Origin of the sequence: Devosia submarina (assembly GCF_003056345.1) — a bacterium.
In the GTDB taxonomy this organism is placed as follows: Bacteria; Pseudomonadota; Alphaproteobacteria; order Rhizobiales; family Devosiaceae; genus Devosia; species Devosia submarina.
The window spans coordinates 299,212-325,241 of record NZ_PYWB01000006.1; the positions used below are offsets into that span (position 1 = coordinate 299,212).

General features: G+C 58.1%; 28 protein-coding genes and 3 pseudogenes. 16 read left to right on the forward strand and 15 right to left on the reverse strand.

The genetic code is table 11. The features are described from left to right. Nucleotides 1-116 precede the first annotated feature (116 nt). The 5 genes from DDE77_RS11025 to DDE77_RS11045 all read right to left on the reverse strand — a co-directional run bounded on the left by DDE77_RS11025 (nucleotide 117) and on the right by DDE77_RS11045 (nucleotide 3,057). Nucleotides 117-713, reverse strand: a complete 597-nt coding sequence (locus DDE77_RS11025; protein WP_108397512.1) for a hypothetical protein — start codon at nucleotides 711-713, stop codon at nucleotides 117-119. A 43-nt stretch (nucleotides 714-756) separates the two neighbouring features. After that, on the reverse strand, nucleotides 757-1,065 hold the full coding sequence (locus DDE77_RS11030) for a hypothetical protein (RefSeq protein ID WP_157959783.1): 309 nt from the start codon (nucleotides 1,063-1,065) through the stop codon (nucleotides 757-759). 69 nt (nucleotides 1,066-1,134) lie between these two features. Next, complete coding sequence (locus DDE77_RS11035; protein WP_108397514.1) at nucleotides 1,135-1,539, reverse strand: hypothetical protein; 405 nt, start codon at nucleotides 1,537-1,539, stop codon at nucleotides 1,135-1,137. Nucleotides 1,540-1,705: 166 nt separating this feature from the next. After that, nucleotides 1,706-2,656: a DUF3137 domain-containing protein gene (locus tag DDE77_RS11040; protein ID WP_108397515.1), complete on the reverse strand. Its 951-nt coding sequence runs from the start codon at nucleotides 2,654-2,656 to the stop codon at nucleotides 1,706-1,708. Further along, on the reverse strand, nucleotides 2,656-3,057 hold the full coding sequence (locus tag DDE77_RS11045) for a lysozyme inhibitor LprI family protein (RefSeq protein ID WP_157959784.1): 402 nt from the start codon (nucleotides 3,055-3,057) through the stop codon (nucleotides 2,656-2,658). Before DDE77_RS11045 ends, DDE77_RS11040 begins: the two co-directional genes overlap by 1 nt. Before the next feature lie 498 nt (nucleotides 3,058-3,555). Between DDE77_RS11045 and DDE77_RS11050 the strand changes: the two genes are divergently transcribed. The 3 genes from DDE77_RS11050 to DDE77_RS11060 all read left to right on the forward strand — a co-directional run bounded on the left by DDE77_RS11050 (nucleotide 3,556) and on the right by DDE77_RS11060 (nucleotide 5,393). Then, the gene (locus DDE77_RS11050) at nucleotides 3,556-3,756 is read left to right on the forward strand and encodes a hypothetical protein (RefSeq protein ID WP_108397517.1); all 201 of its coding nucleotides are present in this window, start codon (nucleotides 3,556-3,558) and stop codon (nucleotides 3,754-3,756) included. A 298-nt stretch (nucleotides 3,757-4,054) separates the two neighbouring features. Then, on the forward strand, nucleotides 4,055-5,092 hold the full coding sequence (locus DDE77_RS11055; RefSeq protein WP_108397518.1) for a hypothetical protein: 1,038 nt from the start codon (nucleotides 4,055-4,057) through the stop codon (nucleotides 5,090-5,092). Then, a complete protein-coding gene (locus DDE77_RS11060; protein WP_245895165.1) occupies nucleotides 5,085-5,393 on the forward strand; it encodes a putative quinol monooxygenase in 309 nt (102 codons plus the stop codon). Before DDE77_RS11055 ends, DDE77_RS11060 begins: the two co-directional genes overlap by 8 nt. On the opposite strand, the gene DDE77_RS19870 is transcribed toward DDE77_RS11060, so the two are convergent. From DDE77_RS19870 to DDE77_RS11080, 5 genes and pseudogenes are all read right to left on the reverse strand, one after another. Beyond that, nucleotides 5,380-5,817, reverse strand: a complete 438-nt coding sequence (locus tag DDE77_RS19870; protein ID WP_245895176.1) for a GntR family transcriptional regulator — start codon at nucleotides 5,815-5,817, stop codon at nucleotides 5,380-5,382. The two genes, DDE77_RS11060 and DDE77_RS19870, sit on opposite strands and share 14 nt — an antisense overlap. A gap of 33 nt (nucleotides 5,818-5,850) precedes the next feature. Further along, a pseudogene (locus DDE77_RS20075) lies at nucleotides 5,851-6,099 on the reverse strand (GntR family transcriptional regulator); the annotation flags it as partial. Beyond that, complete coding sequence (locus DDE77_RS11070) at nucleotides 6,059-7,081, reverse strand: Gfo/Idh/MocA family protein (RefSeq protein ID WP_108397520.1); 1,023 nt, start codon at nucleotides 7,079-7,081, stop codon at nucleotides 6,059-6,061. The gene DDE77_RS11070 and the pseudogene DDE77_RS20075, both read right to left, overlap by 41 nt. Before the next feature lie 2 nt (nucleotides 7,082-7,083). Next, complete coding sequence (locus tag DDE77_RS11075; protein WP_108397521.1) at nucleotides 7,084-8,193, reverse strand: isocitrate/isopropylmalate dehydrogenase family protein; 1,110 nt, start codon at nucleotides 8,191-8,193, stop codon at nucleotides 7,084-7,086. Then, nucleotides 8,193-9,191 carry an SMP-30/gluconolactonase/LRE family protein gene (locus tag DDE77_RS11080; RefSeq protein ID WP_157959785.1) on the reverse strand — a complete coding sequence of 333 codons (999 nt, stop codon included), beginning with the start codon at nucleotides 9,189-9,191 and terminating at the stop codon, nucleotides 8,193-8,195. The genes DDE77_RS11075 and DDE77_RS11080 overlap by 1 nt, the downstream gene beginning before the upstream one ends. 338 nt (nucleotides 9,192-9,529) lie before the next feature. On the opposite strand from DDE77_RS11080, the gene DDE77_RS11085 reads away from it, so the two are divergent. From DDE77_RS11085 to otnC, 12 genes are all read left to right on the forward strand, one after another. Continuing rightward, on the forward strand, nucleotides 9,530-10,183 hold the full coding sequence (locus DDE77_RS11085; protein WP_170116506.1) for a GntR family transcriptional regulator: 654 nt from the start codon (nucleotides 9,530-9,532) through the stop codon (nucleotides 10,181-10,183). A gap of 37 nt (nucleotides 10,184-10,220) precedes the next feature. Beyond that, nucleotides 10,221-11,564, forward strand: coding sequence for an extracellular solute-binding protein (locus tag DDE77_RS11090; protein ID WP_108397524.1), 1,344 nt, complete (start codon nucleotides 10,221-10,223; stop codon nucleotides 11,562-11,564). A 115-nt stretch (nucleotides 11,565-11,679) separates the two neighbouring features. Next, nucleotides 11,680-12,531 (forward strand): carbohydrate ABC transporter permease, encoded by an 852-nt coding sequence (locus DDE77_RS11095; protein WP_210204373.1) that lies wholly within the window; start codon nucleotides 11,680-11,682, stop codon nucleotides 12,529-12,531. Continuing rightward, nucleotides 12,531-13,433 (forward strand): carbohydrate ABC transporter permease, encoded by a 903-nt coding sequence (locus DDE77_RS11100; RefSeq protein ID WP_108397526.1) that lies wholly within the window; start codon nucleotides 12,531-12,533, stop codon nucleotides 13,431-13,433. Before DDE77_RS11095 ends, DDE77_RS11100 begins: the two co-directional genes overlap by 1 nt. A gap of 30 nt (nucleotides 13,434-13,463) precedes the next feature. Continuing rightward, nucleotides 13,464-14,423 (forward strand): sugar phosphate isomerase/epimerase family protein, encoded by a 960-nt coding sequence (locus DDE77_RS11105; RefSeq protein ID WP_108397527.1) that lies wholly within the window; start codon nucleotides 13,464-13,466, stop codon nucleotides 14,421-14,423. Next, the gene (locus DDE77_RS11110) at nucleotides 14,423-15,268 is read left to right on the forward strand and encodes a sugar phosphate isomerase/epimerase family protein (protein ID WP_108397528.1); all 846 of its coding nucleotides are present in this window, start codon (nucleotides 14,423-14,425) and stop codon (nucleotides 15,266-15,268) included. The genes DDE77_RS11105 and DDE77_RS11110 overlap by 1 nt, the downstream gene beginning before the upstream one ends. A 1-nt stretch (nucleotide 15,269) precedes the next feature. Further along, nucleotides 15,270-16,373, forward strand: a complete 1,104-nt coding sequence (locus DDE77_RS11115; RefSeq protein WP_108397529.1) for a hypothetical protein — start codon at nucleotides 15,270-15,272, stop codon at nucleotides 16,371-16,373. A 29-nt stretch (nucleotides 16,374-16,402) separates the two neighbouring features. After that, nucleotides 16,403-17,476 (forward strand): ABC transporter ATP-binding protein, encoded by a 1,074-nt coding sequence (locus DDE77_RS11120; RefSeq protein ID WP_108397530.1) that lies wholly within the window; start codon nucleotides 16,403-16,405, stop codon nucleotides 17,474-17,476. Nucleotides 17,477-17,479: 3 nt separating this feature from the next. Further along, the gene (locus DDE77_RS11125) at nucleotides 17,480-18,436 is read left to right on the forward strand and encodes an aldose epimerase family protein (RefSeq protein WP_108397531.1); all 957 of its coding nucleotides are present in this window, start codon (nucleotides 17,480-17,482) and stop codon (nucleotides 18,434-18,436) included. Between the two features lie 60 nt (nucleotides 18,437-18,496). Next, on the forward strand, nucleotides 18,497-19,552 hold the full coding sequence (locus DDE77_RS11130) for a hypothetical protein (RefSeq protein ID WP_108397532.1): 1,056 nt from the start codon (nucleotides 18,497-18,499) through the stop codon (nucleotides 19,550-19,552). A 127-nt stretch (nucleotides 19,553-19,679) separates the two neighbouring features. Further along, nucleotides 19,680-20,945 (forward strand): 3-oxo-tetronate kinase, encoded by a 1,266-nt coding sequence (gene otnK, locus DDE77_RS11135; protein ID WP_108397533.1) that lies wholly within the window; start codon nucleotides 19,680-19,682, stop codon nucleotides 20,943-20,945. Then, nucleotides 20,942-21,580 carry a 3-oxo-tetronate 4-phosphate decarboxylase gene (otnC, locus tag DDE77_RS11140; protein ID WP_108397534.1) on the forward strand — a complete coding sequence of 213 codons (639 nt, stop codon included), beginning with the start codon at nucleotides 20,942-20,944 and terminating at the stop codon, nucleotides 21,578-21,580. The genes otnK and otnC overlap by 4 nt, the downstream gene beginning before the upstream one ends. 548 nt (nucleotides 21,581-22,128) lie before the next feature. Here otnC and DDE77_RS19880 read toward each other — a convergent pair. The 5 genes and pseudogenes from DDE77_RS19880 to istA all read right to left on the reverse strand — a co-directional run bounded on the left by DDE77_RS19880 (nucleotide 22,129) and on the right by istA (nucleotide 25,791). Beyond that, nucleotides 22,129-22,374 (reverse strand): DNA methyltransferase, encoded by a 246-nt coding sequence (locus DDE77_RS19880; protein WP_245895167.1) that lies wholly within the window; start codon nucleotides 22,372-22,374, stop codon nucleotides 22,129-22,131. A 138-nt stretch (nucleotides 22,375-22,512) separates the two neighbouring features. Then, nucleotides 22,513-22,680 carry a hypothetical protein gene (locus DDE77_RS19885; RefSeq protein WP_245895168.1) on the reverse strand — a complete coding sequence of 56 codons (168 nt, stop codon included), beginning with the start codon at nucleotides 22,678-22,680 and terminating at the stop codon, nucleotides 22,513-22,515. Between the two features lie 275 nt (nucleotides 22,681-22,955). Then, complete coding sequence (locus DDE77_RS20290) at nucleotides 22,956-23,405, reverse strand: ParB/Srx family N-terminal domain-containing protein (RefSeq protein WP_483863847.1); 450 nt, start codon at nucleotides 23,403-23,405, stop codon at nucleotides 22,956-22,958. Between the two features lie 160 nt (nucleotides 23,406-23,565). Beyond that, nucleotides 23,566-24,294, reverse strand: a complete 729-nt coding sequence (istB, locus tag DDE77_RS11155; protein ID WP_108397535.1) for an IS21-like element helper ATPase IstB — start codon at nucleotides 24,292-24,294, stop codon at nucleotides 23,566-23,568. Continuing rightward, a pseudogene (gene istA / locus DDE77_RS11160) lies at nucleotides 24,294-25,791 on the reverse strand (IS21 family transposase). Before istA ends, istB begins: the two are co-directional and overlap by 1 nt. 112 nt (nucleotides 25,792-25,903) lie before the next feature. Here istA and DDE77_RS19895 point away from each other — a divergent pair. Then, a pseudogene (locus DDE77_RS19895) lies at nucleotides 25,904-26,030 on the forward strand (IS3 family transposase); the annotation flags it as partial.

Genomic DNA, 26,030 nt, shown 5'->3' on the forward strand with positions numbered 1-26,030 from the left:
TGCGTTCCGAAATCTTGCCAGCTATCTGATTGCCTCATCGCGTAAAAAGCGTACCGGGGCTGCTATGACGTCGCATGCGCTATTCCGGGGTTAGGCTATTCAAGCGCAGGCAACCACTACTCCGGGCAGCGGCCCCAGACCTCGATCTCGTCTGCGGTTCTGATGACCATGACATCCGCCCCCGGGAGCCAAATCTCCTGACCGGCCTCGAGCGCGGCTTTCATTTCGGCCAGTGCTTTCTGCTGCTGATCCTGGGGCGCATCTTCCAGCCCATAAATGGAGAGGATGTAGTCCTCCTCAAGGACGGTGCTGAACATGCGTCCACCATCGACGGCCACCAGGTCGAACGAACCGTGGTCCTCGCCTGTTGGTGAGCGCTGATCGATATGGACTCGATCAGGGCCGGTCACGGAATAGGTGACTATGTTCTCCCAGTCGTCAGCGCACAGCCGCTCGATGCTGCGCGCCAGGCTTTCCCGGGACGCGCGATCTTCCAGTTTCCAATTCCGAATGGTGTTGTTCAGCGTGAACCAGCGACCAGCAAGGCTTGCGACGATTTCGGATGCGGCCGCTGGGCCGCCTAATTGCTGCAATTCTCCGGTCGCAACAAGCGGAGCAACCCTGTCGATCTGCTCGGCAATAAGCTCGGAGGCAGCGGCCTCCGAGACGGACACCAGCACCAAAGCGGCAGCGGCGACGCGCAGCGGGTTCATCTTAGATTCTCCTTAGAATGCGAAGGCGGACGGGCGGGCGCTCTCAGACCCCGAAGGGATCGAGTACCATCAGTATGTAGCTCATGGTGCCGATAGAGGCTGCTAGGCACAGCCAGATGAGGGAGTGGAACAGGTTCACCAATGGCCATTTCATCCAGGCGCTCAGCCCCTGCAGCGTGGCGAGGGCAAGACAGGCGGACGGATAAAGGATTAGCGCGGAGAGGCCGACGCCGAAGATAGCCTCATCCACTGTGCCGGCAAAGGCTGACGCGCCCATGATCCACATCAGCAGCAACGGCATCGCTGCCATCGCCGCCAGCAGTGGCGGCAGGACCAGCAGCGTTTGGACCAACCGGGACTGGCCACGCCCACCCCCCCGTCGGCGACGCTCGGCTGGACCGCCAGAACGCGCCGCCCGCGGTCACGACGCCCTGCCGATCTGCACGACTGTGAAGTCACGGCGAAGGTAGGCATCGAACAAGGCCTGGAACGTGGGAGCGTCGCCGAAGCCTGCAAGGTAGCGCAGGTCCTTAGGGTCAACAAATGACTTCTCGTTCCAGGCGTCGGCGGCGTGCGTCTGCAGCGTATTATAGGGCGGGACCATGCCGCCGACCATAGCGCGCGCCAGCACGGTCCGGTTGAGCCCCTCGGCGCCGGCCAACTCATGGAGCGCCGCCATGTCCACGAAGCTGAACTGGATCGCAGCGGGGGTGTTCAGCACCGTACCCGGCAATTTCGCTAGAGAATTCCGTAGCGGCTCGACGCCTTGAGTAAGGACGGGAACACTGGCCATCAGCAAGATGGCAGCGGCGGCAGTAAGGCGCATGGTTCTACTCCCTTGAGTTGTCTTTTCAGGTGAGACGCGCGATTGGGCGCTGTTGTTGGTGGAGAGACGAGTTTATGTGTCTCGGTATTTGCCGCCCTAGCCCAATCACGATCCCCCGCCTGCGACAAAGAGATGGTCGTCGATCGCGAACAACAGGCGAGGTGCCTTAGCGCAAAGCGCCGTCGTGATTGCCTGCCAACGCATCAATCAACCGGTGCGGTACGGTCAGATCCCACCAAAGAGCATCCGCATCGTCCGCCATGTCGGGTAGCGGCCTGATAAGGCTGGTCCCGGCAAAGACCAGATGGGGAATAGGCAAGCGTAGGCTAAACCAGCCATGTTCAAAGCGCGCGGTCAGATATGTTTGCGGATGGCGCGCAGCCAGGGCCAGCATGGCGCGACGAAACTCAGGCGTCAGCAAGGTGTCGATAGAGGCATTCTGGCTGGCAATGGTGTCGAAGACAGCATCGAACTCAGGATCGATCTGCTGCCTTTGCTCCGAACTGCCCGTCACCTGCCGAAGCAGATTGTCCACCTTGCTGGCAAAGCCTGCCTGGGGCATCAAGTGCAAATATCCAGAAAATGATCGTGGGACTGCGATCTCCACCTGCATGACATGGGTGATGCGCTGTCCTGACTGGCCCCGCCGCCAGATCGTGGACTCGGTCAAGCGATAACCGATCTCGCGATAACGGCCATGGCTCTGCCACGCGACGACACGCATGCCTTTGTCGCTGAACAGGTCACCGAGCCATTTATCGATCTCGACCGCGCCCCAGCCGCTGGCAAAACCGACTTGTCCCCACCGTTCGCCAATCGCCGGCGCCAATACGGCAATAGCAAGATCGCGCCAGAGCCGTTGAGCCAGCCGCCACACGCCCCAAGCGCCGAGCGCCGCGACAACTGGCGGGAGAACCATCCCTTCCAGATGTCCAAGCAGGACAAGGAAAGTGCCGCCCGCCAGATTGAGGCTGGCGGACAGGGCCTGTATGCGACGCGGCTCCGCCACGCGCAGAAGGGCCTCGATCTCCTTGCGCTGCAGCCCACTTGCCGGCGTTCGCTCTGCCTGCCGTGTCGTCTGGTCTAATCTTTCAGTTCCTGCACCTGGTTGCGACATCAAACACCCTGGTCCCCATCGGCCAACACAATCTGCAGCCATTCTAGCCGCTCGCGGGTCAGTTCCAGCCAGCAATCAGAATGTACCACAGCCGTAAAGCTGCCGTCGCCCCACAGCTTCGCTTCGGTGTCGCAACTCGATTGCCGATAGACCTGCCAATCGTGCTGTGCCGCCTTCACGGCGCTTGCTTGTTCGGGCGTCAGCTGCGGGCGGTGTTGCCCGAGCATGGTGTCCAATTCGGCTTGCACGCGATCAATAGCTGTGCCGATGCAGTCCAGCATGGCGACTGTCACGCCGCCGCTTTCTGCCATACAGGCGTCGTGCTCGCTGTCGGCAGCACGCAGGGAGGAGCCAAGGCCAGCAAGGAACAGGATGATCACGGCGGCAGCAAAGATTTTCATGAAATGTTCCCTGGGCATCCACGGCGCTCGGAGCCTCCACAAGAGTAGGACGCATGCCGCTGCTGCATGCTTGGTGCACAGCAAATTCGCCCCCAGTCCCGTGAATTTCGCCTGGCTCGCCGCTGCCCAACTTCTCCGAGCCCGATGGCTTGGCGAGCGCTGCACGCCTATGGAGCCGGATTGTGCATGGCAACGTTGGCAGCGTGGCCGATGCGCATGCTGGTCACCGATGGACGCCCACTGTTGTTCTGATCACGATCGTCCATACAGGGCATAATTGGATCACGGGGGTAACTGGACCGAGCAGCTTACGGGTTAACCAGTCCCCGAGCGGATGATTGCGGATATCGTCCAGCGGGCGTATTCAAACCTAAGGGCCTCCGTCCCATGCATTCTGCGCCCCCTTGTTTCCACACGAGGCGGGCGCTTTTCTTTGAAGCCAACATCGGGCAAAGCGCAGACGCCGTCTGCTGCTGGCCACGCACACCGAGGCACACCATGAACCTTTACAAGATCACGTTTCGCTCTGGCCGTGCTTCGATTGTTGAAGACGAGCGATCCCTCGGCACTCTTGCTGCTGATTTGGCACAGGACGGGTTTGTAGTCGTCCGCCGGCAAGCCGGCGGCTACAGTCAAGCGAAGACCGAAGTGGCCATCATGGAACGGGCGGTCGAAAGCATCGATCCGCAGGAAGCCTGAGGTCACCGCGCCTTCGGCAGTCACCAAGTCCAGCCGCAAAGGCCCGCGAGAGCTGGGGTTCAAACCCCTGCCCTACGGCTCTGAGAATGTTCGCTGCTAAGTGAGTGGCGGAGAAAGAGGAACTGAAATCCAACATTCTCCACCTTCCAACACTTTTCTAGCCGGTAGCTGCTCGTGACTGTTTTAGACGCCGGTGTGATGTTCACGTCGTTCTAGTTAGCCTCAGCGGTAATTAGGCTATTCTAGACTCGTCAAATCCCTTAACGTATACGTTGTTGCATTCAGTAGGGGAATCGTCGTGACCAGAACTGTCGTCTCTATCGAGGGAACTAAGTTCCTGATTAATGGCTCGCCCACTCACGCATCCAGAGAGTGGAATGGGCACTCCATCGAGGGCCACCTGTTTAATTCGCGGATGGTGCAGGCTTTGTCAGACGACGAAAATCCGAGCACCCGCGGAGTTTGGATGTATCCAGACGGTGAGGAGTTTAGCGCTGAACGCAACCTCCGTGAGTTCCTGTCTGCGCTGAAGGATTATCGCGCGCATGGCCTCGACGCTATTGGGATTAACATGCAGGCAGGTAGCCCGCAGGGCTACAGTGTGGTCCAGCCCTGGGTACTTACAGGCTTCAATGGCGATGGAAGTCTCAAGCGGCCCTGGCTGGACCGCCTCAAGCAAGTGATCGATGAGTGCGATCGGCTCGGCATGGTAGTAATTCTTGGGCTTTTCTACTGGAAGCAGACGCGCATCTTTACTAGCGAGGAGGCGGTACGGAAGGCGGTGATCAACATCGTCGATTGGCTCGCAGAACACGACGCTCGCAATGTACTTCTTGAAATTGGCAATGAGGTCGATCTCCCGTTTGCTCAACCCAATATTGAAGCCGCGCGTGGGGATGAGTTGATAAAGCTAGCGCAGGAGCATTCAGCCGGAAAGTTCAACACGCCAAGCAAGCGGCTGATGGTGTCTACGAGCCTAGCTCATCCAAAACCTGTCAACCAAAAGATTATGTCGAGCGCCGATTTCTTGCTGCTCCACGGGAACGGAACGCATCATCCGGACAGCGTTCGATTAATGATACGCGCGAACAGGGCGCAGGAGTATCACCGGCCCATGCCTGTTATGATCAACGAAGATGATCACTTTGACTTCGACAAGCCAGACAACAATTTTGTGGCTGCGATTGGTGAGGATGTTTCATGGGGCTATTTCGACTACCGAATGAACCGTGAGCGGTATGAAGACGGGTTCCAGTCACTTCCCGTAGATTGGACAATCAGCAGCGTGCGCAAGAAGGCATTCTTCAAGTTGCTGAAAGAAGTTACCGGTGCCTAATGCGGTAAATGAGAAGTTGGTCGTCGCCGTTGACCTGGTCATCGGCGGCGATCGAGCACTCTTTATGAAGCTGATGGCCGAAAACGCCGCGGCTTCCTTAAGAGAGGAACCAGGATGCCGGCTGTTCGATGTTTGCGTGGACATTTCTGACGCAAACCGGATCTTTTTGTACGAGATCTACGACGATGAAGCCGCGTTCTCAGCCCACCTGGCGTCAGCCCACTACAAATCCTTTGATGCGAGAACTTCAGGCTTGATCTTGAGCAAAAATGTTCGACGCTACCGGCTCAGAGCTGAGTGAGGCCTAAGCGCTCCAATAGTTCGACAAGCATCTTACCGGCGCGCCGTCGATGATCTTCGTGGATCCGGCGCGCCTCCACAGGATCACCACTGGCGATGGCGTCGACTAGTGCAGCGTGCTCAGTCACTGAATTGGTAGGGGTAGGCCGCAACTTCAAGGTCAACATGCGGGCGCGGTGCGCTTGATCCCAAAGTTGAGCTACCATTTGGATCAGGCGGGAATTGCCGCTGAGTTGCACGAGTTGAGAGTGGAAGTGCTCGTCAGCCTCAGCCCATCGGTTGAGGTCACCTGCTTCCAACGCTTTGCCCATGTCAGCAACTGCGGAACGTAGTGCAGCCAAAGGACGGGCAGCGACACCGTTCCTCGCAATGGTTTCGGCTGCGATTCCCTCCAGCGCTGTTAAAACATCGTAGATGTCTGCCATATCGCGTGCTGACACTGGCAGCACACGCATGCCGTGTCGAGGCCGGATCTCAACCATCCCCTCCTGCCGCAGTCGAACCATTGCCTCTCGTACTGGTGTACGGCTCATGTTCAGACGGACCGCGGCCTCTTGCTCAAGCATCTGCGCGCCTGCCGGCAGTGCTCCGTCCAATATTAGCCGCTTGAGAGCGTTATATGCGATGTCGGCCTGATTAGCTCGATCAGCCGACAATGACGTTTGATCAGTTGAGGGCAATTCTTCGACCCTGCTCGTGGGACTCATAAATCGCCTCTTCAACGCACAGGTTTGCCAAATATTGTGCTGCCGTGTTGACCAGGGGGCCCTGCCCCAGCAACGCCCTTATAGCAGCCACTTGCGTGCGATAGACGCAATCTCCGCCGAAATCTACATCTTGCCATTCATAATCGATTTGCTCGGCAAGATTCTCGCCGTGCTTGCGGAGATATATCTCGCCGTTGCCAGTGATTGCGACAGCTCCCGCCTCAGTCTCGACGAGCATCTCACCCAAAGTTCGCCGACGGTTGCTGGCCGGATGATCAGCAAGCCTGTTAGCGTCCAACACCGCTGTTATGCCATCCATCATCTCCAAGACAACAAGCCCAGCGTCTTCCCCAGCGATGACTGGATTGATGCGTCGGAGGCGGGCAGTCACAGCTTTCACTTCCCCAAACAGGTACCGAAAAACATCCACGTAGTGTATGCCTGTCTCGTGAACCATGAAGCGAGGCATGTCCCTGAAATAGGGTTGACGCGCGAGATAGGCCTCATCTCCTTGCCCATCTCCTGGCCTGAGCCGAAATGTGGCGCCGTAGACTTCGCCGAGCACGCCGCTAGAAAGGATTTGGTGCAGCTTGCTGTACCAAGGTTGAAAGCGGAAGTTCTCATGAACGATCAAGGTGATGTTTGCCTGCGCCGCCACCGTTGCAGCTACTTCCGCATCAGCTAGCGCTCCACAGAACGGCTTCTGGCAGATTACATGAATGCCGCGAGCGGCAGCTGCCCGGATAGCCGGAAGATGCCCTGATGGCGGGACAATGACATCCAGTACATCGGGTTGTTCTGTGTCGAGCATCGCCTCGAGCTCGACATAGGTCCGTGACGATGGAAATCCTGCTCCAACCCGGTTCGCTGCGTTCGCGTCACGGTCGCATATACCGACCAGTTGCACCTCGTTGATCCTCTGCCAAGCTCGGTAGTGGAACTGACTGAAGTACCCAGCGCCCAAAGTACAAAGCTTGAGCACGGCTAGGCGCTCTTCGCAGTCGCGCCGATCGCGTCAGCAACTGCCAAGGCGACTGCCTCGGTGCCATCTCGACCACCAACCTCAAACGGGCGGATACCAGATCGGAATGCATCATCTACAGCATTGCGGAGGATCTGGGCGGCACTGTTCGCCGGGGCACAATTGTGTCTATCAGCCAGCCATTCCAACATCATAGCGCCAGACAAGAATGTGGCGGTTGGATTCGCCATCCCCTTGCCCGCGATGTCCGGCGCTGATCCATGGCAGGGCTGGAAAACAGCGTGGTCGAGGCCGATATCGGCCGATGGTGCAAAACCCATTCCGCCAATCAATCCGGCGGCCAAATCAGACAAGATGTCACCAAACATGTTTTCAGTGACGATCACGTCGAAGTCCCAGGGCCTGCGGACCAGGTTGAGCGCGGTGGCATCAACGTAAGCATGGTCAGCCTGCACGTCACTGTTAACCTCATGCCGCTCATCGAAGATCTTTCGAAAGAACGCCATGCTGGCGAAGACATTAGCCTTGTCAACACAGGTCAGCCGATTGCTACCGCCGCGTTGAACCCGCTTTCTTGTATAATCAAATGAGAAGTCAAATAGCGGCTCGCATACATCTCTTGTTATCACCATTGTGTCCCGCGCCTCGCGGTCCGCGGTAACAACACCTTCATCGCGCAAGGCAAACAGACCCTCGATACTTTCGCGAATGATGACGAAGTCAAGTGCTGCTGCGCGCGGATCGGCTAAGACGGGGCTGATTCTTGGCAATAGGCGAGCCGGACGCACACCGGCGAAAAGCTTGAGCTCGGTTCGTAGATCCAGCTGCGGTGCTATCTCCGTACCATCCGGATAACGCACCTCAGGCCAACCCATGGCACCCAGCAAGATCGCATCGGCTTCCCGGCAAGCACTCATTGTTTCTTGGGGCAATGCAACCCCGTTGCGCTGATATTCACCTGCACCAGCAGGCAGTTCGTTGAACGTTAACTCGAACCCGCCACCTGCCCTATCGATGGCCTCTTGTAGCACGCTGAGGCAAGGTGAGATAACCTCGGCTCCGATGCCATCTCCGGGGAGAACAGCAATGTTGAAGGATGGGATGTTAGGCATCAGAAATCCAGAGCTTGCAGGATAGGGGAAATGTCGAAATCGAAGTGCAGCGGCCTCAGGCCAGCGTAAGGCGACGTAAAAGCAAACAGCTCTTGACCGAGTAGACAGCCGAGATAGGCTGTTTTGAGCTCAGGTCCGCCAAAAGCGAGCGAAGAGATGTTCCGCAGGGTTGGCGCAGGCTGCTGGTCTAAATGAGGACGGCCCATGCTACCCGAGACGTAGGCAGCTTCCGTCCAAGCTAGGTGTCCTGGATCAGCGTCTTCTAAGATCCGATCGGCGGAACTGCCATCAGGGGAAACCCGGATAACGCGGTTGGAAACTATGCTCGTGATCCAAAAGCCGCCTTGCTCGTCAAGAACGAGGCCGTCCGGATAATCACCGGTGCTGAATTGCCAGACCAGCGTTGCATTGCTGAGTTCGCCATCTGCCGCCACATCGAAGCGGGTTAGTCGACGTGCGAATGTTTCATTGACGAACAGGTGCCGGCCGTCTGCGGAAAAGGCGATCTCGTTGGTGTAGCCGAGTTTGTCGGCGGCAACACGAGGCCCGTTCTTATCCAGGACGACGATAAAGCCGCTACTGGCAGAGGATCGATAGTCGTCCGACCTAGGTGACTTACGAGTCGAGACTGTTAGCCAGAGGCGCCCATGGGCATCACGGATCGGGAAATTGCTGGGTGGTAACGGAAGGTCTTCCACCGAAGTCAGCACTGGCTCGACGGATCCATCAGGATAGAGCCTAAAGGCGCCACCCTCGGTCGTACCCAAGTGAGCCAAAATAAAAGAACCATCCGGTTCCAAGGCAATCCCGTTCGGCCGCAATTCTAGCTGACGGTCAGCAATAGCGAGTCGCCGTACCTCACCAGCCGGACTGATTACGGACACCCCGCCGCTATCGCGCCAATCGGAACAGAAGAGGTAGCCAGAGCGGTGCGACAGTACACATTCAGGCCGGCGCAAGCCGTTGCCGATACGACTTAGCCTTGCTGGATCCAGCAAGACGATCTCTGTTCCTGCCCCCATAACACCCTCTTCACAACGTATACGTAGTTGCAGCGTTATCCAGCCGCTCCTAGGGCGCGTCAATCGACTCCTGCAACGTTCGACGGCAGCCCTACACGAGATTGGCCGTGTTTTTTGCGCTTTGCAACCCATAGAAGCACATTGACGCATTAATTAATGCATGCATAGTTCGGGATGTAGCTCATTGTGTGAGTGCCAGCCCAATGTTCCGCAACTCGATTGACGCAAGTTGTGTATCCACTGTATACACTGTATACGCTGCTGCCTGGAAATGCTTCTTAAGCGATCTAGAGCCAAGCATTGGAGACTGCGATATGTCTGCGACGGGCGCTCAAACGCTTGAAGAATATGGGTACAAAGCCCTACGAGACCTGATCTTGAAGGGGGAGATCGCCGCTGGCCAGAAGCTCGTTCAGGAAGAACTCGCCCAACGATTGGGCGTAAGCCGAACTCCGCTGCGCAGCGCAATCGCCGGTCTAGAGCGGGATGGCTTTGTGACGATCTCTCCGCGTGGGGAAGCGACAGTGGTGTCGTTTGGCCCTGAGAGGGTCGCGGACTTGTTCGAAGTGCGCGCGGTTCTCGAGGGGCTCACGTGCCGGCTTGTTGCGTCAATAATTGAGCAGCGCCACACTCTTTACCTTCGCTCATTGATCACCAGCGCAATGCCAGAGCCCAACAGCAAGGATTGGTCCGCATACCGTGAGGCCGATCGGGAGTTCCACCACTATCTAACAACGCTTCTGAGCAATGATTTCCTGACGCGTCAGCTCGACGCCGTGCGCGACGTGTTGCGCCTTTCGCTGGCACAAGGCCTGCTGCGTCCCCCTGCTGAAACACTGCAGGAGCATATCGAAATAATTGAGGCGCTCGAAGCCCGGGACGCCGACAAAGCTGAGCAGGCAATGCTCACTCACATTCGAAAGACGATCGCACTCATGCGCGCTCGTGCGGAGAATAAAGCCGTCTAGCCAACTGCACTGTCAGATTTCCAAAAGGGAGGAGACTATGACACATCGACCCGCCGACACTACCAAGACACCTTTCCGCTTGCTCGCACGCCGCGCAGCAAGCCTTGCTCTAGCAACAGCGCTGACCACGACCACTGCCATGGGCGGCTACGCGCAGGACATTACGTTCTGGACTCAACCCCAGGGTGACCTCCTCGCCTACCAGGATATGTTCGACACCCTGACGTCGGAATTCCGCGAGCAATCCGGGATCAATGTCTCGGTTGAGGTTATCAACTGGTCAGTCGCGTTCAATACTTGGTTGACCGTTGCACAAGGTGGCGCGGCGCCGGACTGTGCAGACATGTACTGGTTACACTCCTTTTCAGGCATCGGCGCCGGACGGTTCGGTCCCATGCCAATCACCCAGTACAAGGATCAGTGGCCAACCTTAGAGGAGGACTTCTACGAAGGCGCGCTTGTCGACGTCCACCGCAATGGCGAGTTCTACGGAATTCCATGGCGGGTAGACATTCGCCCTATGATGTACCGTACCGACTTCTTGCAAGAGGCAGGCATCGATGCGCCCCCTGACAATTGGGAGCAAATTGTCGAGCAGGGCCTCAAGCTGACCCAGCGCGACGCAAACGGGAATGTCACACGGTGGGGCTTTGCCCTCGGCGCCAACAACAATCCGGGCCAGACCCTCATGCCATACTATTGGCAAGCCGGCGGCGCGATGATGACCGAGGACGGTCGCACGGCAACGATCGACAATGATGCCATGCGCACGACGCTCAAGTTCATGCAGGACCTCGTCCACGTACACAAAATCACTTCACCTGAGATCTTCGAGAAAAGTGCCGATCCTCTCGCTGACTTCACGTCTGGGACGGTGGCGATTGTCGGGAGCACGAATAATTCCTGGCCTTCACAGTTCGACCGTGACTATCCCGAGCTAGAAGGTACTTGGGCGCTGGAGATCAACCCGGCGGGACCAACGGGCGAACGGGACTCGTTTTCGGGAGCTGGTTATTGGGGCGTTCTCTATGGCTCTAAGGACGTCGACGCTTGCATCGACTGGATCAAGTTCCTGTCCACTCCAGAAAATATGGAGCGCATCAGCGAGGTAACCGGTGCCGCCAGCCCGCGCCGGTCGGTCATGACCTCGGAACTCTGGACCCAAAAGCCTTGGCAAGCAGTCATGGCCGAAACGCTCAACTATGGTCACACCTCGCAGCATCCAAGCGCGGTGTGGAACGCCATCGCTTCGCCTGAGCCGGGGGCCGTGCTCTACGACCTGGTCTACAACACCGTGATTGGTGGGGGAGACATCGATGCGGCCGTGACCGAAGCACAAGCTCGGATGCAAACCGAACTCGACCGCGCCAACGCCAGCTGAGCTTCGGTGCAAGGCTGGGAGAACTTCTCTCCCAGCCGCTTTCGACCGCTTTCCTGATCGGTGCGACATGACAAGACAGAAGTACCTCTTTTGCTACCTTATGGTGGCGCCAGCCATGCTTATCACCACCGCGTTGGGCATTTACCCGATGCTCTTCTCGCTATGGATGAGCTTTGTTGAATACGATTTGCTGCGGATCAATCAATTTGGAACGCCGTTTGTTGGGCTCGACAATTATGTCGAAGTGTTCTCGGACCCGCGTTTTGTACAAACCCTGTTCAACACCATCATCTTCACCATCTTGGCGGTTGCAGCTACGCTCGGCTTTGGGCTTCTACTCTCGCAGGTTCTAAACGCCAACTATCGCGGCCGGACGGCAATGCGCATGCTCGTCTGCGTACCATGGTTTGTGCCCCCGGCGGTCGCTTCCGCGATCTGGATGTGGCTCCTAAACACTGATCGCAGCCCTATCAATTTCCTGCTGCAAGATGCCGGCCTTATCACGAGCAATATTCGCTGGCTGACGGACTCCGCCACTTGGGGGCCGTTCAGCATCCCGATGATGTCCATCGTCGCAGTGCGCGTTTGGAATGGCCTGCCCTTCGCTGTCATCTTTCTGCTTGCCGCCCTGCAGTCGATCCCTCGCAGCCTCTACGAAGCCGCCGAGGTAGATGGCGCAAGCCTTTGGCAAAAGTTCTGGTACGTCACCTTGCCGATGCTGCGCCCCGTCTTGGCCATCCTCATAACCTTGCTCGTGATTGGTGGATTGGGATCGTTCGAGATCAACTACATCATGACGGGCGGTGGGCCACAGAACCTGACCAACATCATGGCCGTCTACTCATACCAGCAGGCCTTTTCCTTCTACCGCTTTGATCTCGCCTCTGCTGCGAGTGGCATGATCTTCATCATGACCGGCTTCATCTCGATTTTTTATCTGCGCTCCCAACTGAAAAGGGTCGCGTGATGACCATTGCCGTACCCAACGCTCTCAGCCGACCTGGCTTTTTTCAGCGACTGAGCTTCGCCAACAAGAGTGATGTGTTCACTCGCGTCCTGGTGATCGCGATCACCATCGCACTGCTCTTTTACATCCTGCTGCCAGTTTATTGGATGCTGAAGACTTCCTTCCAGCCGAACCAGGAAATCCGCGTTCTACCACCGATCTGGTTTCCAACCGAAACAACCGCGCACCCCTACACCAATGCCAACCGGCTGATCCCGATGTGGCGGTACGTGCTGAACTCCTTGTTCGTTTCTGTGACGGCCGCGGGCATCTCAACCATCATCGCCTGCTCCGCCGCCTACGTGCTTGCTCGGTTCCGTTTCCCAGGCGCGACCATCATCCTCGGCTTGATCCTGCTGACCAACCTCATCCCAGCAATCACCCGCGTGTTCCCGATCTATTTCTTCATCCAGAACATGGGATTGCTGAACAGCTATGTTGGCTTGATCCTCGCCTACGTAGGCTTCTCCCTGCCCTTTGCTGTGCTCATGTTGCGTGGCTACTTCGAATCCGCTGCGCCACCCGAACTTGAAGAAGCAGCCCTCATTGACGGGTGCGGCTACTTTGAAGCCTTCTGGCGGGTCATATTACCAGTCTGCCTGCCTGGCATTGCCGCCGTCGCGATCTTCACATTCCTTAACGCCTGGAATGACTTCCTTTGGGCCAGCCTGCTGCTCAACCAGGGTGAGATGAAGACCATTCAGGTCGGCATCGGCGACTTCGCCCAGGAGGGTGGTGGCGTCCAATATGTCAATGCCTTCATGGCCGCGTGCGTCGTGGCAACTGTCCCTGCTCTCGTCGTCTTCGTCTTTGTCCAGCGCTGGCTGGTGGGCGGCCTCACGGCTGGCTCAGTCAAGACCTGATTGCTTGCTTTCACACGAGGATTCTTTTCAATGGCCTTCCGCAATTCCATCCTGCTCGGCACTCTCGGACGATATGCCGACCGGTTCCATGAATATCAAAAGCCCCGCAGCTTAGCTGAGCGCTTGGATGTTGCCCGCACGATTGCTCGAACGGACGGCGTAGAACCCGTTTATCCGCAAGATCTCGGCCACAAGGGCGAAAACGTTGGTCTCGTTAAAAAATCCGGTTTCGCTGTCTCGGCCGTGAACGTGAACGTCAAAGGCGAGGACATCTTCCGGAACGGCTCATTCACCAATCCTGACGCAGCTGTCCGGCAACGATCAGTCGAGTACCTCAAGTCCGGGATGGACATGGCCGCGGACCTGGGCGCTAACATGCTGTCGGTCTGCCCCTTGATTGATGGCTGGGACTACGCGTTTCAGGTCGACTACGCCAAGCAGTGGGAATGGCTTACCGAGTGCTTCCGTGAAGCGACCGCCTACCGTTCGGACGTCAAGATCAGCATTGAATACAAGGCCTATGAAGTTCGAAACCGCATAGTCCTCCCTAACATGGGTCGAACGCTCCATTTCTGCGATGTTGTTGGCGCCCCCAATCTCGGCGTTACCATGGACGTCGGACATGCCCTCATCGCTGGCGAGACGCCAGCGGCCGAACTGTGCATCGCCCACGCAGCCGGACGGCTCTTCTATGTTCACTTCAATGACAACGATCGCGGTGCAGACTGGGACATGCTCCCCGGCTCAGTCAATTTCTGGGAAACGCTCGAAACGCTTTACTATGTTGAAAAGCTCGGGTGGGATGGCTGGTTTGCCTATGACGTTTTCACACGGTCAGGCGACAATGCGGAAGCTGTCGCCGCCACCTTCGAGATCATGGAAAACATCGGCAAGCTGATCCAGAAGATCGGCTTCGACGAACTAAGCGCTCTCAAGGACGAAGGCGTCCCGGCCCGTGCATTCAACAAGCTCATCGGGGCACTGCTCTGATGCTAGGGATCGGTAGCTACGCGTTTCGCTGGCACGTCGGCATCAAGGATCGCGTTCCCGAGCAACCAATTTCGGCTGCCGATATCCTTGATCATGCGGCAAGGCTTGGCGTTAAGCTTGTGCAGTTCGCAGACAATTTGCCGCTTCACACACTGGGCAAGCGTGAAATCGAAGACCTGGCGGGCCAATCTCGCGATCTCGGCATCACTCTTGAACTTGGAATGACAGGCTGCGATCCGGCTCTTGTGCGTCAATACTTGGAGCTCGCGCGTAGGCTCGATGTTTCGCTACTGCGTATCGCCCCGACGGCTGAGGAGTCGGCAGCATCGGACGACGCCATAGCAGTGATGTTCACTCGCCTCCTGGACGAATGCCGTTCGGCAGGCGTCACCCTGGCGGTCGAGAACCACTTCCATCTCCCCTCACCGCGCTTGGTTCATATCATTGCCAGCGTTGCGAACGACACTCTGGGCGTCTGCTTGGACGTCGCTAACTCCATAGCGTGCCAGGAATGGCCTCTAACCACCATCGACCTGCTCGCGCCATTTGCGGTCAATTTGCACCTCAAGGACTTTCGCATTGCCCTTGATCCGCACGGGGTGGGCGGCAGCTTTGTGGGTACCCCTCTTGGCCAGGGCCGCTTCGATCCGGCGACCGTGTTCGACGCACTTGAACGCCACAGCCGGCAGGTGAACACCATTCTTGAGCATTGGCTGCCTTGGCAAGGGGACTTTGCTGCAACCAAGGCAATGGAACTGGCGTGGCTCGAACAAAGTGTAGCAGCGGCCAAAGAGCTGGCCGTGCGTCACCCAATGATTAATTCAAACAACAACAAGGGAGTGTGAGATGTCCAAGACGCGCGTCACCATCGCGGGCGAGAAGTTCTTGATCAACGGAGAGCCCACCTACAAAGGGCGTACTTTCCAGGGCAAGCCTGTGGAGGGTTTGTTGTTCAACACCCGCATGGTACAGGCAATTTTCGACGACGAGAACAGCGAATCTATCCAGCAGTGGGCCTATCCCGACACCGGGCGGTGGGATGCGGATCGCAACGTGGAAGAGTTTATCGCCGCACTGCCGACTTACTACGCCAAGGGCATCCGCGCTGTTACGCTGAATCTGCAAGGTGGCATGCCGATCACCGGCACAGAGATGACCCAGCCATGGATCAACTCGGCCTTCACGCCGCAGGGCGACCTCAAGCCAAAGTATCTTGAACGGCTGGAGAAGGTACTACGCGCATGCGACGACCAGAGGATCGTCGTCATGTTGGGTTATTATTATTTCGGTCAGGACGAGAACATGGCCGACGAGGCCGCGATCATCCGCGGCGTCGAGAATGCCACTGACTGGCTGCTCGACACAGGTCTCGAGAATGTCATGGTCGAGATCAACAACGAATGCGATGTGCCGCTCTATGAACACGAAATTCTAACGCCTTCTCGTGTGCACGAACTCGTCAACCTGGTGAAGACCAGGCAGCGGGACGGCCGCCGCTTGCTGGTAGCCGCCAGCACTACCAATTGGCCCTACAGGCAGGAGGCAGGCGTTCCCCTCCCAGAACGCCGCGGAAATGGTGACCCTGTCAGCAACGAACTTGTCGAGCGCATTGGTCGCACCAAGGTCACAGAGCTGCTCGCAGCATGCGACTTCATCCTGTTCCACGGCAATGGACTTGATCCCGACGGCATCGACAAGGTCATTCGCTCCATCAAGGCCAGCAAGTTGTTTACCGACAACCCACGGCCCATTTGCATCAACGAAGATTCCACGCTGGTTGCCAACATGGATGCGGCGTTCCCCCATTACGTGCCGTGGGGCTACTACGACCAGGGCAAGAACAACTATCGTGATGGCTTCCAATCACCTCCGGTGAACTGGGGGATTTCTACGCCCGAGAAAGAAGCGTTCTTCAATCGGGTAGCCGAGATCACCGGCTCTGCGGGCTAACCCCACTTACTCCGACAAGGATCGACAACATGGCTTCCATTGAAATCCGCGAGGCCCGCAAAGCATACGGGTCACTTGAAGTTCTGCACGGTGTGTCCATCGACATCCCCGACGGCGAGTTTGTCATCCTTGTCGGACCTTCGGGCTGCGGAAAGTCCACTTTGCTGCGAATGATTGCAGGCCTGGAGTCTATTACGTCAGGGGACATCGCCATCGGCAACATGGTCGTCAATGACCTGCCACCCAAGAAGCGGGACATCGCCATGGTGTTCCAAAGCTACGCGCTCTACCCACATATGAGCGTAGCGGAGAACATGGGCTTCTCCCTTAAGATTGCGGGCCGCAGCAAGGCCGAGATCGAACAAAAAGTCAGTGAGGCCGCCGACATCTTGGGACTTCGCCCTCTTCTGTTCCGCAAGCCGGCACAACTTTCTGGCGGGCAGCGCCAGCGTGTTGCCATGGGGCGCGCTATTGTTCGCGATCCGGCGGTGTTCTTGTTCGACGAACCGCTGTCAAACCTTGATGCCCAGTTGCGAGTGCAGATGCGATCCGAGATCAAGGCACTGCACCAGCGGCTCAAGACCACCACTGTTTATGTGACCCATGACCAGGTCGAGGCCATGACAATGGCAGACCGGATCGTTGTGATGCATGACGGGAACGTTGAACAGATGGGGGCTCCGCTGGAGCTCTTTGATCGTCCAGCCAACCTTTTCGTAGCTCGTTTCATCGGATCCCCCTCCATGAACATGCTCGAAGGGCAGATCGAAGAGGTCAATGGGGCGCCGACCTTCGTAAGCGGCGGCTTTGCCCTGCCCCTTAGCCAAGCTTCACCGGCGAAGCCGGGCGAAGAAGTGGTGCTTGGATTCCGCCCCGAGCACTTGTCAATTGCCGGACCCAACTCAGTATCGACGCTGGAAGCCGAAGTGATTGTTGTGGAGCCTACTGGCACGGAAACCCTGCTTAACGTCACCACGGCAGGACATGCATTCTTGGCACTCTTCCGCGCGCGCCTAGACGTCAATCCTGGCGAGCGGATCATGCTTTCTATCGATCCTCTCCACGTACATCTCTTCAGCAAGGCGACAGGCAAGCGCCTGTGAACCATGGACAGCTACGTCATCAGCAATGAACAGCTCTCTGCTCGATTAACATCCTACGGTGCAATCCTCACGGATCTACGTCTCGCCCGATGGCCCTATTCGCTTGTTCTCGGCTTCGAGACCATCGACGATTATCGGAATAGCGACCATTATGCCGGCGCGGTCATCGGGCGTCACGCCAACCGCATAGCCAAGGGACACGTGCAACTATTGGAGAGCGTTCTCACCCTGCCGCGCAATGGGGGCGAGCATCATTTGCATGGTGGCCCGACGGGCACTGCGCGACAAGACTGGCACGTGGCTGAGGTAACGCCAAGCAGCATCACGTTCAGCCTGCTGAGCCCCCATGGACACGAGGGCTACCCGGGCAATTGTGCGATGACTGCCCGGTATAGTGTTACGGGCGACGCAACTCTCCGGTTGGAGTTCGAGGCAAAGGCCGACAGGGAAACGGTAGTGAACCTTTGCCACCACCCCTACTTCGACTTCTCCGGCCGAGGCGATATTGCAGACCATCGTCTCGAGATTGCCGCCGAAACCTATCTTCCTGCCAGGCCTGACCTCATTCCAACGGGCGAGATTGCTGTGGTCGCCAACACGCCATACGATTTTCGTGCCGAACGTCCGATCGGTCATGATCGCCCAACGCCAGGATTCAACAACACCTACTGCCTTGCCCCCTCAACACGCGATCGCCCGGCCTTTGCGGCTTGCTTATCCATGCCTGACGGCCCCGTGATGGAAGTCTGGACCACTCAGGCTGGCTTGCATCTCTATGACGGCTACAAGCTACAACCCGGTAAAAGAGGACTAGATGGACGACTTTATGGCCCTGGTCACGGCCTGTGCCTTGAAGCACAAAATTGGCCGGACAGTCCGAACCACGCTCACTTCCCGTCCGCCATTCTCACCGCTAACCAGACATACCGACAAACAACCGAATATCGTTTCGCATTCTGACGCCACGTTGGAACCGGTGGCCGAATTTCGCAGAACCTAGATCCTCCATAGGAAGAGTTTTTGAGCACGACAGTTGAAATCGACGGCACCGATTGGCGGATCAACGGCGAGCTGACTTATCAGGGCCGAGAGCACCAAGGGCGCCGTATCGAGGGCCTGCTCCTGAATAGCCGCATGATCCAGGCGGTATTCGACGACGAAAATCCGGCGACCCGACGCAACTGGTCCTATCCCGATACCGGCGTATGGGATCCAGACCGGAACACGCAGGACTTCTGCGACATGTTGCCCGTCTATCGCGCACACGGCCTCCTGGGGGTAACCGTTGGTATGCAGGGTGGTGGCGCGATGTACTACCCCGAGGTTTTCGAGAACTACATCAACACCGCCTTTCGGCCGGATGGATCGTTGAAGCAACCCTACCTTGATCGGTTGGCTAAAATTCTCAAAGCCGCTGACGAACAAGGGATGGTTGTTTTCGTCAACTATTTTTATTGGAAGCAGCAGCGCTTCGATAATGACAACGCTGTTCGCGCCGCGGTGGAGAACCTGACGGCTTGGCTACTCCAATCCGGGCACCGCAACATTCTGGTCGATGTCAAGAATGAGATCCAGCAGAAGCGAGACATCCTGTCGTCACGCCGCATTCACGAACTCTTGGATGTGGCACGCTCGACGACGCTGAACGGACGCCGGCTCCTTATCAGCACATCGATCCACCCCGTGAAGCACAAACCAAACGGTGAATGGCACAAGTACTGTGATTTCCTCATGCCACACGGCAACGACAGCTACGCCGATGAATTCTATCGTGAACTGGTAGGGTTCAAGAACGACGAGGACATATCAGCCAACCCGCGTCCAATCTGCTGCAACGAGGACAGTGTTGACGTAGCCAGCTTCGAGGCTGCGCTGAACGCCGGTGTCAGCTGGGGTTACTACGACCAAGGCTATGGCTGTGGGGAAACCCAGACCAAGTGCGACTGGCTTGAACGCGAGCGCGAAAACTCCTTCGATGAGCTGAGTGGGTTTCAAACTGTGCCGATCAACTGGGGGATCAACACGCCGCATAAACGGGCATTCTTCTCGCGGCTCAAGGAGGTGACGGGTGCGTGACCGCAGCTTGAACCAGCCGATCTAGCAAAGACGCCCGGCGTGCACATGAGACACCATGCTGGCTGGCTTTCGAAAACATGTTCTTAGCCGGCGCCCAGATCGCCAGTTGAAGCGGGAGAGATCTACCATGCTCTTGGGAGCTATCGCCGACGATTTCACAGGCGCGACTGATCTTGCTAGCATCATTGCGCGCGAGGGCATGCCCGTCGTGCAGCTCATTGGCGTACCCAACCCGGAAACAATCTCGCTGGCAGGAGATGCTGCAGCGGTCGTCGTTGCGCTCAAGACACGCACGGCGCCAGTAAAGGATGCCGTGGAGGAATCTTTAGCATCGCTTTCGGCGTTGCGCTCAGCCGGCGCGGAGCAGATTCTGTTCAAGTACTGCTCGACCTTTGACTCAACGGATGCAGGCAATATCGGGCCAGTGGCGGATGCGCTTGGCCGAGCGCTTGGCTCAAACCTCGCGGTGGTTTGCCCGGCTTTTCCGGCGAATGGGCGGACGGTCTTCCGAGGGCATTTGTTTGTCGGCGATCAATTATTGCAAGACTCGCCGATGAAGGATCACCCACTAACGCCCATGCGTCGCTCCAATCTGGTCGCTCTGATGGCGGCTCAATCGGTGCATCAGGTCGGCCTCGTTCGCTACGATATTGTTGGCAAGGACGTTGCCGCTATTCGCGCGGAATTTGAACGCTTACGTGATACGGGGTTCGGGTATGCCGTGACTGACGCCATCTCCGACCAAGACCTCCGTGGGCTCGGCCAAGCCATTCATGATCATCCCCTCATAACCGGCGGTTCAGCCATCGCAATGGGGTTGCCCGCCAATTTCCGTCGTGCCGGGAAGCTGCGATCCGACGCTGCACCCCAGACCGTCTCTGGAACCGGACGCGCGGCGATACTTGCGGGCAGCTGTTCCCAGGCTACTCGCCAACAGCTGCAACGTGCCCATGACCTCTGGCCGTCGTACCGACTTGACATCGACGCCATTGCTCGCGGTGAAAGTGTCGCCTCTAGCGCGCTAGAATGGGCGGTAGCCCAGCCGGAACAATCACCTATAGTGATCTATGGTTCGGCAGACCCCGAAGCTGTTGCCGCAGCTCAAGCGCGCTATGGTCGTGAACGCGCAGGCGCGCTGATGGAACAGGCCATCAGCGACATCGCCCTTGGCCTTCGCCAGCAGGGTGTTGGCCGCTTTGTGGTGGCCGGCGGCGAAACATCTGGCGCTGTGGTTTCCGCCCTTGACGTCAAGGCGCTGCGAATAGGGCAGCTGATTGCGCCGGGTGTTCCTTGGACACAGTCCATTGGTGAACGCCCTGTGGCCCTGTCCCTCAAGAGCGGAAATTTCGGAGGCCCCATGTTTTTCGAGCATGCGTTGGACCTATTGCCATGACCGATACACGAGAGCGCGAGCAAATCGCGTGGTTCGCGCGTTCAATCTATCAACGAGGCCTGACCTTTGGCTCCACTGGCAATATCAGCGTTCGGCTCGATGATGGCTGGTTGATGACCCCAACCGGGTCTTCAATGGGGGCCATAGATCCCGCGCGCATTTCGCGGTTGGATGAAGCTGGGCACCATGTTTCGGGTGATGCGCCCACCAAAGAAGCGTTCCTGCACATGGCCATGTACAGCGAGCGACCGCGTACAAAGGCGATTGTGCATCTTCATTCCACTCATTCGGTCGCCGTGAGCTGCCTTTGTGGACTGGATCACAGCAACGTTCTGCCACCCTTGACGGCCTATCACGTTATGCGGGTTGGCAAGCTGCCGCTGGTTCCGTACTTCCCGCCAGGAGATCCGAAGCTCGCAAATGCTGTGCGAGAATTGGCAGCCCGGCATCATGCAGTGCTGCTCGCTAACCATGGGTCTGTGGTTGCTGGAGCATCTCTGGAGGACGCAGTTTACGCTGCCGAAGAGCTAGAAGAAACGGCAAGAATCTTCTTACTACTGCGCGAACAAGACTACCGCCCATTGACCGCGGCTGAGGTAACAGAACTCAAACAGCGCTTCCCTCCGACTTGTTAGCCGATCAGGGTACATCTGCGGGTCGACCGGCACTAAGTCGATCAACCAGCTTCTGCGACGGCAAAGTCCTGCTCCTTGTCGAAACGATGGCATTTCGAAGCCGCGTGGGCCGTCCGATGCGCTAGTTCGTTTCCTCGTCAGACGCTCTGCCGTGACGATAGTACGGTGGCGGCCAAGGTGGTGCGAACTTAGAACTGCCGCTGACCGCTCGTTGTGCTGTCTCGAGCATCGCTTCTTTTTTGCCCAACGGCTGCTCGCGAGCGGGGGGCAGCTCCTCTACCCAGCCAAAGCGTGACTTCAGGGCGAAGATGGTCGCGATGAGCGACTGCCGGTCATGACCTCGTGCAATCGGGAGCAAGTTTTGCGCCAACTGCGCCTCGAGCTTGGCATGACCCACCTCTAGCTCCTTGGCAATTTGCTTGCGCAAGGTCTTGGGATAATGCCGAGTACCTTGGCGACACGTTCCTCTGGTATCGACCAGTCGGCCATCATCTCGACCACTCGACGCTCCTTATCCGTGGGTTCATAGGATGGACGGCCCCGGGTTGTCATGCCTCTCTCTCATCCGTTTCTACACCACGCCCTTCAGCGACTTGGGCAAAGGTCTGACCGGTGCTGAGCTTTGCTTCTCGGCCCGTGAATGCCTGCCAGCGCAGTACGGTCACATCGACATACTCAGGTGACAGCTCTGCGGCATAGCAGCGGCGGTTCTCCAGCTCCGCAGCAATGATGGTGGTACCTGATCCATTGAACGGCTCGTACACTGCATCGCCAGGCTTGCTGTTGTTCTGCATTGGCCGCCGCATGCACTCCACCGGCTTCTGCGTGGAATGGCTGGTGTCCAAGTCCTCACCAGCACCATCTATGGCTCAAATGGTCGTCTGATCCCGTGCCCCTTGCCAGTGCCCCTGGCCGCCTTCGCGCACTGCATATCAGCAGGGTTCATGCTGACAATGGTAGTGCCCGCTGCTGAGCACCAGACGCGGCTTGGCCCAGATGATCTGTGAGCGCAGGGTGAACCCTGAGGCAAGCAGGCTCTCCGCTACTATGGTGGCGTAGATGCCGGCATGCCAGACATAGGCGACTTCACCCGGGAACAAGGCCCAGGCTTCCCGCCAGTCTGCCCGATGATCGTTCTATACTTTGCCCAGACGCTCTGTGGTGGACACCCCTGCCCGGTTGCGCCACTCCGGATCGTACTCCACGCCATACGGAGGATCCGTTCGCCATCAAGTGTGGTTTGGCACCATCAAGAAGCTGATCGACGGTGTTTGGTTCAGTGCTGTCGCCGCAGATGATGCGATGATCACCCAGGATCCACAGATCGCCAGCACGGGTGACAGGCTCAACAGGTACAGCCGGGATGTGGTCGGCATCACCCTCCCTCTACGCGCGGGATCAACTTGCCAAGCTCTGCGTCTGAGAACCCAGTCAGCGGCAGGTCGAAACCAAGTTCACCTAAGTCCGCCAGTTCGCTTCGGAGCAAGTCTTCGTCCCAGCTCGCATCAAGCGCCAGGCGATTGTCGGCCAGCACGTAGGCGCGCCGTTGCGCTTCGGTCCAACCGGATGCGACCATCACCGGAATTTCCGTGAGCCCGAGCTTCTTGGCCGCCAGCACCCGACCATGTCCAGCGATGATACTGCCGCCCTCATCCACCAGAACCGGATTGGTCCAGCCCCCCTCCTCGCTGGCGGCAGCAATCTTGGCGACCTGCGCCGATGAGTGGGTCCGAGCATTTCGTGCATACGGGAGCAGCTCTGAGACGAGGCGGCGCTCGACGCGATCAGCAGGCCAGGCAGCGCTATTTGGATATGTGTGCGTGATGTGTTGAGTCTAACACGACAGCTAAATGGCTGTCAATCGGCACGGAACGTTGACCCCCTATCGGCATCCAATATTGACCCCCTGGTGATCTTTGTGGGGGCGGGCCGGACGTCGGAGCTGGTCAGGGTTGCGCAGGCGTTCGGCCCGCGAGGCGAGATGGTCAGGCTCGGTTCTTGAAGCGCCAGCTGTCGTTGCCGGTCTCGACGATATCGCAGTGGTGCGTCAGTCGGTCGAGCAGCGCCGTGGTCATCTTGGCGTCGCCGAAGACTGAGGGCCATTCCCCGAAGGTGAGATTGGTGGTGACGATGACCGAGGTCTGCTCATAGAGGCGGCTGACCAGATGGAAGAGCAACTGGCCGCCTGACTGGGCGAAGGGCAGATAGCCCAGTTCATCGAGGATGATGAAGTCCTTGCGGCCCATATACTCGGCCAGGCGGCCTTGCTTGCCAGCCCGGGTCTCGGTCTCGAGCCTGTTGACCAGATCGAGGACGTTGAAGAAGCGGCCCCGCGCACCATTGCGGATACAGGCCCGAGCAATGGCGATGGCCAGATGGGTCTTGCCTGTTCCGGTACCCCCGACCAGCACGATGTTGCGCTGTGTCGTCAGGAAGTTGCCGGCGGCCAGGTCGCGCACCAGGGTCTCATTGATACCGGTATCGTCGAACACGAAGTCATCGACGTCCTTGGCCAGGGGCAGCTTGGCAATGGTCATCTGGTATTTGATGGACCGCGCCTGCTTCTCGGCGATCTCGGAGGTGAGCAGGTCCGAGACGATCCGTTCGGGCTGATGTTCACGCTTTATGGCCGTGGCGATGATCTCGTCATAGGCACTCTTCATGCCATAGAGCTTGAGCGCGTTCATCGTGGCCAGGATCTCGGAGCGTTCCATCATATTGCCCTCCTCAGGCTGTCATAGCGGGAACAATCGGCCGTCGGCTCGATGCGGAGCGTAAGGGCCTGTGGGGTGTTCAGGATGGTGACCGGGCTGCGGGGTTCGCGTTGCCGGGCCAGGATGTTGAGCACGATATCGGCGGAACAGACCCCCTCGCGCACCGCTTCGGCACAAGCGGTCTCGACCGCCGGCAGGCCATCGCTGAGCACGGCGGTGAGGATGCTCACCATCTGCCGGTCGCCATCGTCTGCAGAGCGCAGCCGGCGCCGGATCTTCTCGATACTGGCCGGCAGCACCCAGTCCTTGAAGGGCGCGCCATTGCGCCAGGCACCCGGCTTGCGCGCCAGTACCGGGACGTAATGCCAGGGATCGTAGATGGTCTGGTCACGCCCGAAGGAGCGGGCATGCTCGCCCACCACGAGGCCATCCTGGCGCAACTCGATGCGGTCGGCATAGGCCCGGATCTCGACCGGCCGGCCAACAGCATGAGCTGCCACCGAGTATCTGTTGTTGTCGAACCGCACCAGGCAGGTCTTGCTGACCGAGGCGGTCACAGCATGGAAGCCGTCGAAGGCACCGGCATAGGTCACCAGGCCGCTCGGATTCGAACACCTCCCAGATGGTTCGGTCGCGGAACTCGGGATGCCGGTGTGCCCGGGCATAGGCAATGGTCTTGTCCAGCAGCCAGGCATTAAGCTCGTCATAGCTCCGGAACCGAAGACGCGGCGTAAAGAAGCGCTCCCGCACCAGGCCGACCTGGTTCTCGACCTGACCCTTCTCCCAACCCGAGGCTGGCGTGCAGGCGACGGGGTCAACCAGATGATGGCCGCACATCTGCAGGAAGCGCCGATTGTAGGCCCGCTCCTTGCCCACGAAAATGGTCTCGACCGCCGTCTTCATGTTGTCGTAGATGCCGCGCGTGCAGGCACCCTTGAAGAAGGCAAACGCCCGATCATGAGCGTCGAACACCATCTCCTGGGTCTCGCGCGGACAGGCCCTAACGAACATCATCCGGCTATGGCACAGCCGCACATGGGCGACCTTGATCGTCACCGTCGTGCCATTGAGCAGCACGATCTCGTGGCTCCAGTCGAACTGGTAGGCTTCTCCAGGCGCAAAGCTCAGCGGCACAAACGCCGAAGCCACATTGGCCGAGCGATCCTGGCTCCAGCTCCGGGCATAACGCCGGACCGCATCATAGCTACCCTCGTAGCCGAGGCCCGCCAGTTCCTCGAACACCCGGATCAGCGTCAGCCGCTCGCGTGCGGCCTTCCCCTCGTTGGCTAGCAGCAGTCGGTTCAACTCAGCCTGCCACGGACCGATCCGCGGCAACGGCTGCTTCTCTCGTTCATAGGAAAAGTGCGTCTCACCCGACCGGATGATCTTGCGCACCGTGTTGCGCGCAACATGCAGCTCCCGCTCGATCTGCTTGATGGACTTGCCTTGCACGAAATATGCCCGACGAACCCGTGCAATCGTATCCACGCCCTTCATCCCCCAACCGCCCGTCAAATCCAAAACAGGCAGTCTGATCAACAAATCCAAGGGGTCAAAATTAGACGCCGATTACCCCCATAACGGGGTCAATTTTGCACGCCGAAACACACTCAAGGAAGCCCTTGATCTCGCGCGCCCAAAAAAACGGACCTCGCCGTTGCTGTCGTGGAGCAATCCCGAGGACGATACCCAATGAGTGCCGTAGCAAGAACATTAGGCGTCTCCAGATCCAACCT